The sequence below is a fragment of the Bradyrhizobium sp. 197 genome, from assembly GCF_023073375.1.
Taxonomy (GTDB): Bacteria; Pseudomonadota; Alphaproteobacteria; order Rhizobiales; family Xanthobacteraceae; genus Bradyrhizobium.
The window spans coordinates 1-14,753 of sequence record NZ_JADPJJ010000031.1; the positions used below are offsets into that span (position 1 = coordinate 1).

12 protein-coding genes and 2 pseudogenes are annotated in these 14,753 nt (G+C 59.2%); 11 read left to right on the top strand and 3 right to left on the bottom strand.

The genetic code is table 11. The annotated features are described in order from the left end of the window. The 3 genes and pseudogenes from IVB27_RS08610 to IVB27_RS08620 form a co-directional block, all read left to right on the top strand. Positions 1 to 84: pseudogene (locus IVB27_RS08610) on the top strand (IS5/IS1182 family transposase); the annotation flags it as partial. A 234-nt stretch (positions 85 to 318) separates the two neighbouring features. Continuing rightward, positions 319 to 582, top strand: a complete 264-nt coding sequence (locus IVB27_RS08615) for a hypothetical protein (RefSeq protein WP_247341862.1) — start codon at positions 319 to 321, stop codon at positions 580 to 582. 428 nt (positions 583 to 1,010) lie between these two features. Then, complete coding sequence (locus tag IVB27_RS08620) at positions 1,011 to 1,160, top strand: hypothetical protein (RefSeq protein ID WP_247299031.1); 150 nt, start codon at positions 1,011 to 1,013, stop codon at positions 1,158 to 1,160. Positions 1,161 to 1,488: 328 nt separating this feature from the next. Here IVB27_RS08620 and IVB27_RS08625 read toward each other — a convergent pair whose 3' ends face one another. Next, positions 1,489 to 2,043 (bottom strand): peroxiredoxin, encoded by a 555-nt coding sequence (locus tag IVB27_RS08625; RefSeq protein ID WP_247341865.1) that lies wholly within the window; start codon positions 2,041 to 2,043, stop codon positions 1,489 to 1,491. A 517-nt stretch (positions 2,044 to 2,560) separates the two neighbouring features. Between IVB27_RS08625 and nifH the strand changes: the two genes are divergently transcribed. The 7 genes from nifH to IVB27_RS08660 all read left to right on the top strand — a co-directional run bounded on the left by nifH (position 2,561) and on the right by IVB27_RS08660 (position 10,376). Further along, positions 2,561 to 3,451 carry a nitrogenase iron protein gene (nifH, locus tag IVB27_RS08630; protein ID WP_247341867.1) on the top strand — a complete coding sequence of 297 codons (891 nt, stop codon included), beginning with the start codon at positions 2,561 to 2,563 and terminating at the stop codon, positions 3,449 to 3,451. Positions 3,452 to 3,517: 66 nt separating this feature from the next. Further along, positions 3,518 to 4,246 (top strand): nitrogen fixation protein NifQ, encoded by a 729-nt coding sequence (locus IVB27_RS08635; protein ID WP_247341870.1) that lies wholly within the window; start codon positions 3,518 to 3,520, stop codon positions 4,244 to 4,246. Positions 4,247 to 4,414: 168 nt separating this feature from the next. Beyond that, positions 4,415 to 5,986 carry a hydroxymethylglutaryl-CoA lyase-like TIM-barrel protein gene (locus IVB27_RS08640; RefSeq protein WP_247442920.1) on the top strand — a complete coding sequence of 524 codons (1,572 nt, stop codon included), beginning with the start codon at positions 4,415 to 4,417 and terminating at the stop codon, positions 5,984 to 5,986. Between the two features lie 113 nt (positions 5,987 to 6,099). Then, positions 6,100 to 6,432 (top strand): nitrogenase stabilizing/protective protein NifW, encoded by a 333-nt coding sequence (nifW, locus tag IVB27_RS08645; RefSeq protein ID WP_247341877.1) that lies wholly within the window; start codon positions 6,100 to 6,102, stop codon positions 6,430 to 6,432. A gap of 1,171 nt (positions 6,433 to 7,603) precedes the next feature. Beyond that, positions 7,604 to 8,719: an electron transfer flavoprotein subunit alpha/FixB family protein gene (locus tag IVB27_RS08650; RefSeq protein ID WP_524536467.1), complete on the top strand. Its 1,116-nt coding sequence runs from the start codon at positions 7,604 to 7,606 to the stop codon at positions 8,717 to 8,719. An 11-nt stretch (positions 8,720 to 8,730) separates the two neighbouring features. Further along, positions 8,731 to 10,038 (top strand): FAD-binding protein, encoded by a 1,308-nt coding sequence (locus tag IVB27_RS08655; RefSeq protein WP_247442921.1) that lies wholly within the window; start codon positions 8,731 to 8,733, stop codon positions 10,036 to 10,038. 41 nt (positions 10,039 to 10,079) lie between these two features. Next, positions 10,080 to 10,376, top strand: a complete 297-nt coding sequence (locus IVB27_RS08660) for a ferredoxin family protein (protein WP_247341882.1) — start codon at positions 10,080 to 10,082, stop codon at positions 10,374 to 10,376. A 450-nt stretch (positions 10,377 to 10,826) separates the two neighbouring features. Here IVB27_RS08660 and IVB27_RS08665 read toward each other — a convergent pair. Beyond that, positions 10,827 to 11,509 (bottom strand): annotated as a pseudogene (locus tag IVB27_RS08665) (IS5 family transposase); the annotation flags it as partial. An 801-nt stretch (positions 11,510 to 12,310) separates the two neighbouring features. Between IVB27_RS08665 and IVB27_RS08670 the strand changes: the two are divergent. Then, positions 12,311 to 12,664 carry a hypothetical protein gene (locus IVB27_RS08670; RefSeq protein ID WP_247341887.1) on the top strand — a complete coding sequence of 118 codons (354 nt, stop codon included), beginning with the start codon at positions 12,311 to 12,313 and terminating at the stop codon, positions 12,662 to 12,664. Between the two features lie 423 nt (positions 12,665 to 13,087). On the opposite strand, the gene IVB27_RS08675 is transcribed toward IVB27_RS08670, so the two are convergent. Next, positions 13,088 to 13,927, bottom strand: a complete 840-nt coding sequence (locus IVB27_RS08675; RefSeq protein ID WP_524536468.1) for an RMD1 family protein — start codon at positions 13,925 to 13,927, stop codon at positions 13,088 to 13,090. Positions 13,928 to 14,753 lie beyond the last annotated feature (826 nt).

Below are 14,753 nucleotides of genomic sequence, written 5' to 3' on the forward strand. Positions count from 1 at the left end.
GTTGCTACTCGCTACGACAAACTTGCCAGAAACTTCTTTGCCGCCGTCCACCTCGCCGCTCTCGTCGCTTATTGGATCAATTGAGTCTGAACCCTAGTGAGTGAAGTCGGCGCGTTCAAGCAGAAGCGCTTTTCGAGTTGTTGTTTTGAAGACGCATCGAGTGTCCCATCTCTATCGCTTGCTTCCATGTTGAAGGCGCTGACGTGCACGTGGAAAATCAGGTTTGTCACGCGAATAAAGATCCAGATGACAGAGGACAAATTCGCGTGTAGTTCCGGTTCTTATCTCAAAGAGAAAAATCCGCTGGAATAGTTGTCGATGACCATTGATATGGTAATGGGAAGCAGTTGCGTCTTCGCCAAAAACAAGACGCTCCAGGCAGATGTGCAAAGCGAAATCGGAGAACACGTGGCAAAAAGCACCAAGCGCAAAGAGTATAGTAAGGATGACGTCAAGCTGCTCAAGGCGCACTCAAAGGCCCGCACCCCTGTAGCTAGGGTTTCAAAGCTTATGAAGCGATCCGAGGGCTCTCTAAGACAGAAAGCACGTACCTTGGGGATTGGCTTGGGTCACCAGCGCTGATATCCGCCTCAATGTTCGGAAATTGACCGGCGTAATGATCGAGACGGCCAGGCGGCTTACGACCGCCAGGCCACCCGATCGCTTCAGGTCCCTGCGCCCAAGGGTCAGCTCGCGCCATGAACGAGCTGACCGATTTCCTGATAGACCGGCTCACTTGGCCTAAAACTCGTCGAGTCATGGTTTTAATCAGGGACTGATAAGCCCGACTCGTTCGTCTCATAGTGCGGCTTACATCGGTCAATATAGATTTATCGAGCCCGGAAATACGGTCCGCGAGCGTGCCGGCGGATCATCATCCCGGCCGGTAGACGTCATTCGGCGCTGAGCTATCTCCCTCTGCCTCCATCCTTCTCGAGGCGCGGCTACTGGAACCTAGTTGCCCCGAAGAGGGAGCTTGGCACGATTTTTCCGAGTCCGTGGGTGCCGGCATGTCGGCCTACAGCATTAGCGGCCTGCGGCTGACGCAGATCGCTCCGATGATGCTGCGGGCCGGCAAGGCGCAGAAAGAAGGGAATAGCCGCGGTCCGGCCTACGGCGACAACATAAAGGAACTCCGGCAGGAGATGTGCGTCGAGTAGGCGCAGAAGCGTACAAGTATTTTGTATGTTCATGCGGAGCCGCCTCGGCATCCTCTTGTATGCGGGATTTGTTATGAGGTGAGCAAGAGCGGTGGTGAACCTTGTTCATCGTCATCATCGAGGCTGTTGATTTCGCCGCCGCGACTGCCGCGCGCGGACAGCGCGGCGGCCGCGGTAGACTCCATGGTGGCGATGAGAATTGAATTGCGTGCCGCACTCGCTAGCAGCAGGCCGCATTTGCGGTAAGATCGCCTGTATCCAGAAACGATTGAATATGACGTCCTTCGAATTCGGGAGCTGCTCCTTGCTGAACTTTCGATATGTTGCCTCAGGCAATTTTAAGCGTGTCGCCGCCGATTTCGCGGTTGCAAGGGCAGAGCTCTTCCGTCTGTATCGCATCCAGAACGCGTAACGTGTCCGTCGGGCTGCGGCCGACATTGAGGCTTGTCGCATAGACATGCTGGACCGTGTTCTCAGGATCGACGATGAACGTGTAGCGATGCGCGATGCCATCACGCGATCGCACTCCAAGGCCATCGACCAGTGCGCCCTTGGTGTCCGCAAACTGCCAGATCGATAAACGGTGCAGATCCTTGTGCTCACGCCGCCAGGCGAGCTTGCAAAACTCGTTATCGGTCGAGCCACCAAGCACGATTGCATCGCGATCGGCGAAATGCTTGGACAGGCGAGCAAACTCAGCGATTTCGGTTGGGCAGACGAATGTGAAATCCTTCGGGTAAAAGAAGATGACTTTCCATTTTCCGGGGAAACTCCTCTCAGTCAGCGTCTCGAAGGCGCTCTGCCCGTTCTCCTCTGGCAGGTGAAAGCCGGGCTTCACGCCTGTGATGTCGAACGGCGGCAACTTACTTCCAATTCCAGGCATATTGTCCTCACAGCATCGCGTCACACGGAAACAGCGTTCCGCGACTGGCAAAGCAAGCGATATGCCACCCCTCTGATGGCAAGTCCCATCATGCCGGTCGTGGAACATTCGCCTTTGATGATGGCGGTGTCCCTATCTGCACCGTGTGGTCTCCTCAATTGACTCGGCCCGGCATTCCCCGTTGCGCGCTCCTTCGCCCGCCTCTCGCAGGGGAATCCACGCGCCCCGCTTTGTCGGTTTTCTGTCAGAGCCCTTGCCGCTGTCGGGTCCACCACAGCTTCCGGTCTCGGGCGCCGCGCTATTAGTCAAGCCTAATCAGATGCTTAACGCGCGTGCGAACGAATGGCACGCCAGTTGCTAACTGAATGCAGCAACAAGGAGTGACGGGCTGAGGGCACGCCGACGCCGATGGCGAGCGATGGCCTCCTTCCCGAAACCCGTGTGCCCACGTTTCTGAGAGAGAAACAGCCTCGCGCGTTCGGCGCGCAAAATTGGCAATCGGTTGATGGAGAGCAACATGTCTTCGCTGAGACAAATCGCGTTTTATGGCAAGGGTGGCATCGGCAAATCGACAACGTCGCAAAATACGCTGGCGGCTCTTGCTGAGCTGGGCCAAAGGATTCTCATCGTCGGCTGTGATCCCAAAGCGGACTCGACTCGCCTCATCCTGCACGCCAAAGCGCAGGACACCATTCTGAGTCTGGCGGCGACTGCCGGCAGCGTTGAGGACCTCGAAATTGAGGACGTCATCAAGCTCGGCTACAAGGACATTCGATGTGTCGAGTCCGGCGGTCCAGAGCCGGGGGTCGGGTGCGCCGGAAGAGGCGTGATCACCTCGATCAACTTTCTGGAGGAGAATGGCGCCTATGAGGACATCGACTACGTCTCTTACGACGTGCTGGGCGACGTCGTCTGCGGCGGCTTCGCGATGCCTATCCGCGAGAATAAGGCACAGGAAATCTACATCGTGATGTCCGGCGAGATGATGGCCATGTATGCCGCCAACAACATCTCCAAGGGTATTCTGAAGTATGCGAATTCCGGCGGCGTGCGCCTCGGCGGCCTGATCTGCAACGAGCGCCAGACCGACAAGGAGCTGGAGCTGGCAGATGCTCTTGCCAAGAAGCTCGGCAGCCGGCTGATCTACTTCGTGCCACGAGACAATGTCGTGCAGCACGCGGAGCTGCGCCGCATGACTGTGCTGGAATACGCGCCAGAGTCCAAGCAGGCGGATCACTATCGCAATCTCGCGACCAAGATCCACAATAATGCGGGACAAGGCGCCATCCCGACGCCAATCAGTATGGACGAGCTCGAGGATATGCTCATGGAGCACGGCATCATCAAGCCTGTCGACGAGAGCCTGGTCGGCAAGACCGCCGCCGAGCTCGCCGCTGTTTCGGCATAGTTCATCTTGTCGGCCTTCTCGACCGGGGAAGGCCGACATCGTCCACTCAGAAGCTGCGGGACCTTCATGATTGGCATACAAAGCGAATTTGCCAATACGGTGTCATCTCCTGTATCAGCAGCTCACGTCGCCGAGCAGCGCGATGCGAGTGAGCTCTACGGGCTTCTGACCGGGCGCCATCCAACAGAAGTCGACATCAGCGACGATAACGATTTCGATCGCCATGTGCTCGCTTGCGTTCTCGCCGCATCCGCTATGGATGGCGGCCAACTTCCCGAACGGGCCGGCTTGACTAACCAGGAGCTCGATGCGCTGTTGGTGCAATGCTTTCCATCGACGCCGATCAGGAGTTGTACCTGGCGCGAACAGTCCGCGTTACCGGCTCCTGACGAGACGATTATGGTGCGAGACCTCCTGCTTGCGCAACGTTCCACTCATGGAGAGGTCGGCGGCTGGCTCGCGACGATGATCGCGCGGCGCGCCATGGAGCCTAATCACCTGTGGGAAGATCTCGGTCTGCGGGAGCGGGACGAATTGTCCCGCCTCCTGATGCGCCATTTCGGGCCGCTGGCGGCTCGCAACACCAAGAACATGCGGTGGAAGCGCTTCTTCTATCGCACGCTATGCGAAGATGACGGTCTGGTGATGTGTACCACGCCGGTCTGCACGGAATGCAATGATTTTGATCTTTGCTTCGGCGAGGAGAGCGGGGAGAGCCGGATGGCCGGACGCCGGCGGGATCATCTGCGTCGTCTCGATGACTCCGTCCAAGCCATCCGAAGTTCGCAGGGCTGAGCTCATATTGGATGCCCGCTCCTCGGCGCGAGTCCCGGTGTATCGGACCAGCTTTCGGCCAACGGTCACATGACCGGACTGAGGGTTTGAAAAGACACCGGGTAAACAACTTCGCGCAGGCAGCCTAAGCAGGACGCGGCGGGGCCTGATCAACGGGCTTGATAACTGGTGGATGCGACCGTCACATTTACCGCCAATATGTTCTATGTTGACGCGATCGAGGCCAACATCCGCCCTCTCGATCGCGCCCCGCTGACTTTTTACGAACGCCGACTTGTGGTTGGACGATGCGATGGCTCAAGAATCTTCTTCGATCAGCGCCGGGATGCACGCGCCTTCCCCGAACTGTTGCAGCTTGAGGTCAGGCCCGAACCGTTGCCCGGCTGCCAAGCTTTCAAGCTCGGCGCTTGCCTCCAGCTCGGTCGCAAGCGCAGCGAAGCTGGCGCTCCGCCGGTTCCACCCTGTCGGATTTGCGACACACCCGACAAATCTGAAATGCGACGTCATTCACAGGTTCTCGGGAACTCGAGCGGGTTGGCACAGCAGTTGCTGAACAGCTTCCGGAATAAACCTACGGAGCCGCTGATGGCGTTCGCTGCCGCAATCACCGCGCCCGACAAAGATCAGTCGAGGTCCATAGTCCGTAATGACACCACCTTGCGCGACAACAGACACCGGGCGTGGCCTTCGCGACACCGGAAAATGTCTCGATCGCGCGTGTCGCTGGCCGCGGCGGGAGTCACGGAGATCGAGGCCGGCACGCCGGCGATGGGTCAGGAAGAGATTGCCGCGATCCGAGCGGTCGCCGAAGCTGGCCTTGCGGCCACGATCATCGGCTGGTGCCAGATAAAACCCCGCGGATGTGGATGCGGAGATCGAGGCCGGTGTTTCGATGGTAATCCTATCGATTCCATCGTCGGACGCGCAGATTGCGGCGAAGCTCGGTGGCGCCGTTTGGCCGTGCTGGAGCGGGTGAAGCGTGTCGTGGCCCACGCTCGCGACAAGGGACTGGGTGTCGCGCTAGGTGGCGAAGACTCCTCGCGTGCTGATGTCAACTTCCTGATCGGCCTGATCGACCTGATCGACCTGATCGCAAGCGCCAAAGCGGCCAGCGCGCGGCGCGTTCGTCTCGCAGATACGCTGAGCGTGCTCAATCCTGACGCGTCCTTTGCGCTCATGGCCTCACTGCGCGCCAGCACCGATCTCGAGTTCGAATTCCACGACCAAGACGATCTTGCGCTCGCGACGGCTCATACGCTGGCGGCGATCAAGGCCGGTGCGACGCACGACTCTGTGACGCTTATTGGATTGGGCGAGCGAGCCGGCAATGTGCCGCTGGAGGAAGTTGCCGTCGCACTCAGCCAGCTCTACGGGCATGATACCGGCGTGCTGCTCTGCGAGCTGGAAAAAGTCGCGGCCGCCGCTGCGGCCGCAGCGTGCCCCACCATTCCGCTCAACAAGCGATTTGTGGCGAGCATGTCTTGCCCCATGAATCCGCCATCCACGTCAAGACCGGGCCACCTACCAAGCGCGGGACCCGAGGTTGCTCGGCCGCTCCCACCGATTGTGATCGGCGAGCATTCAGAGCTTGCCGCTATCACTTCGCTGTGGTCCGAGTTGCAGCTTTCGGTCATCGCCGACCAAACCCAAACCATTCTTGCGCGCGTCCGTAAGCATGCCGTCGAGCACAAAGGCAGTTTCCGAGGAAACGGTGGTGGCGATCTGGCGCGACATTCATGAGAGCTCGCTCCTCAACGGAGGGCGATCAGGTGGTCAGACATGCGCTTCGCGCGATCAGGTTGGAACATTCGGGCCAGGACGGTTCTGGTCGCGGATCTAGATGGAGGTTGAGAATGACGACGGACGGGATCCTTTCGCAATTGAACAAGGCCTCCGCGGCAGAGGAGTTTTTTGCACTGCTCGGCGTCGAGTACGATGCGAAAATCATCGACGTGGCGCGGCTTCATGTTCTGCGTCGCATGGGTGAATATCTCGCGGGCGAGGAGTTTACCGGTGCATCCGATCCTGACATCGCCTCGCGTTGCAAGGCCACGCTCGAGCGCGCCTATGCCGATTTCGTCACGTCCTCCCCGATCGAACAGCGCGTGTTCAAGGTCTTGAGGGATGCGGCCGCACCACAATCGAACAAGCATCCAGCATTGGTGCAGCTCGGTTCTTTGGAGTGAATTCTGTTTATATCGTGCTCTGGAGCGTGAAGGTTCAGAGAACCTGCCAACCACCCCAGGGCGTCGAATTCAAGCGGAAGTTGCAGTTACTGCCGCGGATCCGCAGCTTGGACACTCGCCACCCTAAGAGCCAATCACGGCTCAGCGCTGATATTTCCGTCGCTTCAGGCTGATGCCCATGGTGCACCTATCTCCTGCAATTGTACGCCGGCAGCGAGGAGCACATATTTGGCGAGGAAAGAGCACCAAGATGCGGATGACTGTCTTCTGTCGCATTCTGGACATAGGTTCAGCACGGTGTCGAATGTTCCGATCCTCGTGAGAGGCCGCCAATCCGATTTCCTTCAGTAAGATTCTGTATTGGCGGTCAATTTTCATCGTCTGCGCAATTGGTACGACAATTGCTGACATTTACTCAGCTAGTCTGGAGAAACGAATGCACATTTTGGTCCGCATCGAGTTTGTTTTTGACGCCGCGCAGTTTCGCGCGCGCTGCCTGTCGACACCATGATACGTCGCGACGCCAAAGCGATGGTTGCATATTCCGGCCCGGCTGAGCTGAAAGCTGCGCTTGATCCGCGCCAAAGATTCGTCGACGAAATCACTCCCCCTGGCCGATCTATGGCCGAGGTTTTCCGGGCGGCGCCCTTGCTCTCCGGCGCTGGTCGCGCGGCGCCGTTGACGGGCGGCTTCACCGCCGGCCCTCGTGCCCTCGCCAAGAGTTGCGGGCGTGTCGCTGCAATCGGAAATATTGCGAGGGCATTCGGAGTAATGGATCGCATTTTCACCGGCAAGCTCGCGGCCGACAATGGGACCAGCCGAGCCTCTCGCAGGTCCTCGGTCTGTTCCAACTCGGTTGCATCTCGAAGATGAGCGGGACCAATCGATCGGATCGAGTGACCGCGCGGTTGCGTGCCTCACTAGTTCCATTGCCAAACGGTGGCCCAGAATGCCGAACCGGGCAAGAACGCCCAAGCGCGTGCTTCCGGGCTCGTCGACAAAGGTCCCGCAATGGGTGTCTCGGCCCCGCGCTGCTGCCAGGCGGTGTTGAAAAAATGGCGGCGGGCACGCGGCCGAACTTTAACTGAAGCAATCTTCACCCGCGGATTCAAAGCTGGAGGCGGAGCACGCTTCGCTGGCGAGCCGCTACTGAACACGGATGGGAGTACAGATGATGAGCACCGCACCCAAAAGCGCAGCTCCGGCCCCGGGTGGTGGTCGCGCGGCGACCAAGAGGGAGCTGCCCGAACGATTCAAGGCGTATAAGCACGTCTGGGTCTTCATCGAGCAGGAACGCGGGATAGTGCACCCCGTCTCCTGGGAGCTGATGGGTGCCGGCCGCCGGCTCGCCGACAAGCTCAACGTTGACCTCGCCGCGGTTGTCATCGGCCCGGTCGGGGAGACAACGCAGCAGGCGGTCGCCGAATCCTTCTGCTACGGCGCCGATCTTGCCTATATCGTCGCGGATGATCTCTTGGCCGATTATCGCAATGAATCCTACACCAAGGCCCTGTCAGAGCTGGTCAATACGTACAAGCCGGAAATCCTACTCCTAGGGGCAACCACACTGGGCCGCGATCTCGCCGGCTCAGTGGCCACCACACTGCTCACCGGCCTAACTGCCGACTGCACCGAGCTCGATGTCGATGCCGACGGCTCGCTTGCAGCCACCCGGCCGACGTTTGGCGGCTCACTATTGTGCACGATCTACACACTGAACTATCGTCCACAGATGGCAACCGTCCGTCCGCGCGTGATGCCGATGCCCGAGCGCGTGACCGGCGCCGTCTGGCGCGTCATCTCGCATCCGCTCGGGCTTGTAGAGGAAGATATCGTCACAAAAGTGCTGTCGTTCCTCCCGGACCGCGATTCTACAAAGTCCAACCTTGCCTATGCCGACGTGGTCGTCGCTGGAGGGCTCGGTCTGGGATCGCCTGAGAACTTCCAACTGGTACAGCAGCTCGCGGACGTGCTTGGCGCCGAATATGGCTGCTCGCGGCCGCTGGTCCAGAAGGGCTGGGTCACCTCGGACCGCCAAATCGGCCAGACCGGGAAAACCATTCGGCCAAAGCTCTATATCGCGGCAGGTATTTCCGGCGCGATCCAGCATCGCGTTGGCGTGGAGGGGGGCGACCTCATCGTTGCCATCAACACGGACAAGAACGCTCCGATCTTCGACTTTGCCCATATCGGCATCGTCACCGACGCTATTCGACTGTTGCCCGCATTGACCTCTGCATTCCGCGCGCAACTGTCGCCGCACTCGCACGACCGCATCGCCGGCTAGGGGAGCTTGTTATGATCGAGGAAAGATTCGACGCGATCGTCGTCGGTGCTGGCATGGGCGGGAATGCGGCAGCGCTAACCATGGCCGAGCGGGGCCTAAAAGTGCTGCAGCTGGAGCGCGGCGAGTATTCGGGGTCGAAGAACGTGCAAGGCGCCATCCTCTATGCCGACATGCTGGAGAAGCTGATCCCGAATTTCCGAGAAGATGCACCGCTTGAGCGGCATCTCGTCGAGCAACGCTTCTGGATCGTGGACGAGCGTTCGCACACGGGGATTCACTATCGCTCCGATGATTTCAACGAGGAGAAGCCGAACCGCTACACCATCATCCGCGCGCAGTTCGACAAATGGTTCTCGCAGAAGGTCCGTGAGGCCGGCGCCACGGTGCTGTGCGAGACCACCGTGACCGAGCTCCTCCAGGATTCCCATGGGAGGGTCGTCGGGGTGCGCACAGACCGAGATGGGGGTGAAATCCATGCAGATGTCGTCGTGCTGGCCGAGGGGGTAAACGGAGTGCTCGGGACGGGTGCGGGCTTAAGAGGGCGGCCGAAACCGGACAAGGTCGCACTCGCGGTCAAGGAGATGCATTTCCTGTCGCGCGAGACAATCGATGCTCGCTTCAATCTCAAAGGCGACGAGGGGCTCGTTATCGAAGCCGCCGGAACCATCTCCCGCGGCATGACCGGTATGGGCTTCATCTATTCCAACAAGGAATGCATATCGCTCGGTATCGGCTGTCTTGTTGCCGATTTCCAGCGTACTGGCGAGACGCCTTACGGCCTCCTCGAGGGCTTCAAGCGTCACCCGTCCGTCGCGCCGTTGATCGAGGGTTCGGAAGTAAAGGAATATTCCGCGCATTTGATCCCCGAAGGTGGATACAGGGCGATCCCGCAGCTTTGTGGTGAGGGCTGGGTCGTTGTCGGAGACGCCGCCCAGCTCAACAACGCCATCCATCGCGAGGGGTCCAATCTGGCGATGACGTCGGGCCGTATCGCCGCGGAAGCGATCTGCCTTATCAAATCGCGAAATGATCCGATGACGGCCAAAAATCTTTCGCTCTACAAAAAACTGCTGAATGATTCCTTCGTGATCAAGGACCTGAAGAAGTACAAGGATATGCCGGCACTGATGCACACCCACTCGCAGAACTTCTTTCTCACATATCCGCAGCTCTTCTCCAAGGCGATGCAGGATTACGTGCGCGTCGACGGCACACCAAAGCTTGAGAAAGAGAAGCTGATGCTGAGCTCGTTCGTCAAGGCGCGGTCGTGGAGTGGACTGCTCAGCGATGCCCTGCGCATTGCCCGGGCTTGGCGGTGATCACAAACCAAAGACAACGACGAACGACGGAGCCAGAAGCAATGCCGAGCGAGCCATCCCGACGTGTCGAGGACAAACTATTCTACAACCGCTATCTCGTTGATTCCGGCCGCGCCCATATCAAGGTGCGGCCGCACACCACACCATCCTCGCGGCTCTTCTCGATGCTGAAGGCCTGCCCTGCACGGTGCTACGAGCTCAGCGATAAAGGTCATGTTGAGGTGACAGTCGACGGGTGTATCGAGTGCGGCACCTGCCGGGTGATCTGCGAAGAAAGTGGTGATATCGAGTGGAGCTACCCACGTGGCGGTTACGGTGTGCTATTCAAATTTGGTTAAAGCTTCGGCGTCGGGGCTGATTGGCAGGCTGCGGCGTTCTGGCGGTACAACGAGATCACGCGCGAGTTTGAGATTTCACCTGATTCGATCGAGTCCCGATCTTTCCATCTACCGGGCGGGCCCTTACCAGCTTCCGCTATAATGTGCCCGGAGATAGCCAAAGCGAGCCGGATCCGAAACAGGGCGCAACTCATTGGCGGGATTAGGTCGTCCATCTCGGATGGACCGATCCTGGTTCTCTTCCCAATAGCTGGCCGGTTTCGTCCTTCTTGGAGTTCGCAGCCATCCGTCTGTCGCCGCTGCCTCGCGATTTCGCTTCGCCATAGCCGCCGACCCGACAACGTGCCATCGAGCGCCTTGTAGACTAGCGTCTGTTGAGATTCATCTGGAATGGATGACGGCGGTGGCGAGGTAGATCATCGCCTCGAAACTGCCGTCTGTCTTGTCGCATCGCATTGCGATGCGTTTGAATTCTTTCAGCTTGCCGAAGAAGTTCTCGATCAGGTGGCGCCATTTGTAAATGTCCTTGTCGATATCGAGAGGCTGGGCGCGCCTTTGATGTTGCGAGATGACGATCTTCGCTCTGCGTTCGTTCAGGTCTTCGATGATCCAATTGGAATCGAAAGCCTTGTCGGCGATCAAACCGCCGAATTCGATGTCCTTGATCAAGGGCGCAACGCCGACGGTGTCAAAGCGATGGCCGGGCAGCAGGATGAACCGCACCAAGTTCCCGAGCGCGTCGGTCAGCGCGAGGATTTTAGTGGTCCAGCCACCCTTCGACTTGCCGATGGCCTGATTTTGGGTCCCCCTTTTGCTCCCTGCCCGTGACGGTGAACTTTGACGATTGTCGCGTCGACCATGGCGAACTCCATGTCCGGATCGTCTGATACGGCATCGAAAATCCGTTTGAAAACGCCGGCCTTCACCCAATCGCGATAGCGCTTGAACACCGTATTCCAGTTGCCGAACGTCGGTGGCAGATCCCTCCATGGGCTGCCCGTCCGGGCGATCCACAACACAGCTTCGAGAAACAAACGGTTGTCCGCCCCGGTGCGGCCGGGATCGGTAGGCTTACCCAAGCAAAGCGGCTCCATCTTCGCCCACTGCGCATCCGTCAAAACGAATCGGTGCATGCCGAACTCATTTCGGAGCTTGAATCACGGACATGCCAATCTGTGAATCCTGAATCTCAACAGACCCTAGACAAGCACGGCGGATCACAAAATTAGCGATTTGCGACTCCTCCGCGCGACCGCCGGGTTGCGCATCGTCAGGCGGGCTGCGCGCATGCAGCACACAATTTTGCCCTTTCCTTCGCCTGTATCGCTGGGACATATGGTCGGCCGGAGAGCATGACGATGGTTGGATTACAAAAGAGCAGGGCAGCCGCTAATGCGCGGCGAGCAGAGGCACGCCGTGAGAGTTCGGTGGGCGACATCCAGGCCCGCATGGCTGAACTGAGAAGCTTGCCGCGCGAGAACTCGCGGATGCGGTGTTCATGCTCTCGATGAATGCAAGACGGCAGGGCGAGTTGATACGACATGCGATCGAGAAGCGCGCCGAGGTCGACTTGGACTTTGATCCGCCGCCGAATGCTGATTCGCGACCTATCTCGCAAATGATGTGGTCTCGACCTTACGCCACCACGTTGCTGACCTTCCGACCTTGCTGGACCTGTTGGTTGAGCGAGCGCCTCACGTCTGCTGCACCGTCGACCGGGAGGAGGCCGTTTCGCTGCTAGCCGCAATCATTCGCGAACAGCGGCTCGAAGGAGTCCTTGAAGGCCTCTAGGCTCGCCGGGCTCCTGAACCAGCCAGCGAAGGATTGCAATGCCGAGATCGGTTCGGAAGCGGATTTGAGAGGAGCTGCCGAGCGTGCGTGAGTGTCCAGGGCGCTTTGAGGGACAGTCCTGCAAGATGGAATGTCCAGAGCGGATGGGGACGTCAGAAAATCTCGGCGCCTGCTTGCGAGGTCAAAACCGCCTCGAAATTCGGGGCGTAGCGCCTTTGTCATCCGTTTCCCGTTTATCGCTGGCGCGGAGCCGCTATGCACGTCCGGTCGCAGTCCCCGGCCGCGTCAAGCTCGGCGACCTTCGCGTTAGCGAGGACGAGATCCGCATTCTGAGCTTTCATGTTCAGTTGCAGCGCGCGTTTGCCCGCTGGCGGATCATGGAACCGTTCGCTAACAGCCATGCAAGGGAAATCACGGCAGGAACACGTCGCCCGAGCCGCGGCGATGTGCCAAAGCGGCGAAAGGCGGTCGCTCAACTCGGTGAGGCGTCCTGGTGAAATCGACAGCCCTTGTTTCGGTAGTCGCTGGCTGCGCCCTGGGGGCCGCGGCCCTGGCAAGTATTCCGCGAGCAAGTCGAGAATAGCAGAAAAGCTGAGTGGCGGCCCGCTGCAAATTGGGCGAAAGGGCCTTCTTGGGTGGCGCTGGATCGTCGACATGAACGCTCCGCCGAGCGTCTGCCATAAACCCCCTATCCTTGCTCGAGGCCGGGAAATACGCCGAACTCGCGTCGGCTATTCGCTGTCTTCGCGAGCCGCACCGGCTTTCGCCGAACGTCGTGTCCACGAGCACGCCGAAGACACAGCCGAAATCCGCAGCTGAGTACGGCCGAACGGCGCGTCCAACGTCAATGTCGGCCAGGTCGGTCAGTAGGCCTGCTCAAACCCCACGAAGGCGCCTCACGCGCTGCGGCCAGCCGCACGTCAGTGACCTGCTGCAACAATCTGAAAGCATCCGATCGCAACTTCCATCACGATCAGCACGACTATAACCCACTCAAGACGCAGCGAGCGCCGTGTGTCGATAATGTCCGTCAGTGCGTTAGCCGTTCCGGAGATGGCCGACAGCTTGCGCTCAAGCATCTCAAGACGCTCCTTCAGTTCGTATTCGTCTTTCAGACGCGCATAGAGCCGCTCGAGTTCCGGCTTCTCCCAGAGTGCGTCGGGCTTTTCGGCAATCGCGATGCGGCCCGCGACGCGCTGCTCGACCAGGAGCGCATTGCCGATCAGTTGGAGAATGCCCTTGCGGCCCCGCGGCGTCCGGCCGCGCTCGGCCAGTTCGCGTGCAAAGGGTTCGATCACGTCGAACACCGCGGCGACACGGCGCTCATCTCGCTCCAGCGCCGTGCTCTTGGCTAGCGTATCGGCGATCAGCAGCAGCCGATCGTCACTAAAATTTCTAAGACAAATCCGCCCGCCCGGCAGGATGACCTCAGCGCTCTGCTCGTTGCAGAGCTGCGCCTGCGCGCTATCCTCCTCAAAGGAGGTGAGTTCACCGATGACGCGCGGTATCAGGGTTTCGATCAGAGCGGTTTCTTCCGAGGGCGACAACCCGATGAGCACTACAACGCCATAGCGGAAGACCACGACAAGGCCCGCATGAATGCGGAAAGCGACCGGCGTCGAGGACACCAGCGTTCCGATTTCCAGAGCCGACGGGTTGATACGATCTCCCAGCATGACTGCCCGAATGCGCAGCACCGAGGCGGCCGCCGTCTGTCCGGAGACCACAGCCTTACCGGGCGTAAGTTGATCCATGTTCACTTTAGCGTCCGGTTTGGCGCCACTGCGACGCGATAGCGTTCCCCCAGAAACACGTCCAGAACTTCGTCGCAGATGGTGCAGCGGAATTTGCCGGGCGCGTTGCTGAGAGATGACGCTGAGATCCAGCAAATGCCGGCTCCAGAGTTTGGATGGGTGGTCTCTATTTCATGTTCGTGCATGCTTGCCCGCAAGCTCAATCGAACGCCCAGCAAAGCTCTTCGAGGAATTCGACGATCCCCGGCCGCCAAACATTTGGCTGCGCCGTAGGCGCCTTCCTCGAACAACGTGGAGCAAGATTGATGCCGAACCGGTGTCTTCGCGCCAGCGGCGTCAGGATTTCCGCTTCAATGGGCGAGCGAAAATGATCGATTGGAACGGCGTAGGTTGATCAAAAAGCTGGTCGCGATGTGTGTTCAATTTCCTCCAGAGCATGTCGGCTACAGAACACAGCGAATCTTGCGCGCCGCGGAAGCTTTCAAAGCGCAATCAGAGCCTTAACCGCGGCAGCGGCGCTGGCATAGCTGTTGCTATGAAATGTCGCAAAGACCGAGCGAAGGCTGAGTGCAGACCTGGTCCGATCGGGCGAAAACAGCACGTTGCCCGTGGACCGAAATTGGGGAAGGTGAAGTGCCGTTTCCAACCGTCAGCCACACGAACGTCACGGCAAATTCTTGAGCCAAGGCCCGAGTACAACGGCAGAAAGGACTAGCAGTCTGCTGAAAAACCCCCTCGCCAGGGAGGGGACTTGATGATTCACTTTATCATCTCGAATCGGCGGAGACGATCATGCGCGGCAGGTTTACGGATCAGGGCGGCCTGTTTTCGT

Bases quoted from the DNA above. Each gene is read 5' to 3' on its own strand.
- IVB27_RS08650 (WP_524536467.1), top strand. From the start codon at position 7,604: ATGATGAGCACCGCACCCAAAAGCGCAGCTCCGGCCCCGGGTGGTGGT.
- IVB27_RS08655 (WP_247442921.1), top strand. From the start codon at position 8,731: ATGATCGAGGAAAGATTCGACGCGATCGTCGTCGGTGCTGGCATGGGC.
- nifH (WP_247341867.1), top strand. From the start codon at position 2,561: ATGTCTTCGCTGAGACAAATCGCGTTTTATGGCAAGGGTGGCATCGGC.
- nifW (WP_247341877.1), top strand. From the start codon at position 6,100: ATGACGACGGACGGGATCCTTTCGCAATTGAACAAGGCCTCCGCGGCA.
- IVB27_RS08620 (WP_247299031.1), top strand. From the start codon at position 1,011: ATGTCGGCCTACAGCATTAGCGGCCTGCGGCTGACGCAGATCGCTCCG.
- IVB27_RS08635 (WP_247341870.1), top strand. From the start codon at position 3,518: ATGATTGGCATACAAAGCGAATTTGCCAATACGGTGTCATCTCCTGTA.
- IVB27_RS08660 (WP_247341882.1), top strand. From the start codon at position 10,080: ATGCCGAGCGAGCCATCCCGACGTGTCGAGGACAAACTATTCTACAAC.
- IVB27_RS08625 (WP_247341865.1), bottom strand. From the start codon at position 2,043: ATGCCTGGAATTGGAAGTAAGTTGCCGCCGTTCGACATCACAGGCGTG.
- IVB27_RS08670 (WP_247341887.1), top strand. From the start codon at position 12,311: ATGGGGACGTCAGAAAATCTCGGCGCCTGCTTGCGAGGTCAAAACCGC.
- IVB27_RS08615 (WP_247341862.1), top strand. From the start codon at position 319: ATGACCATTGATATGGTAATGGGAAGCAGTTGCGTCTTCGCCAAAAAC.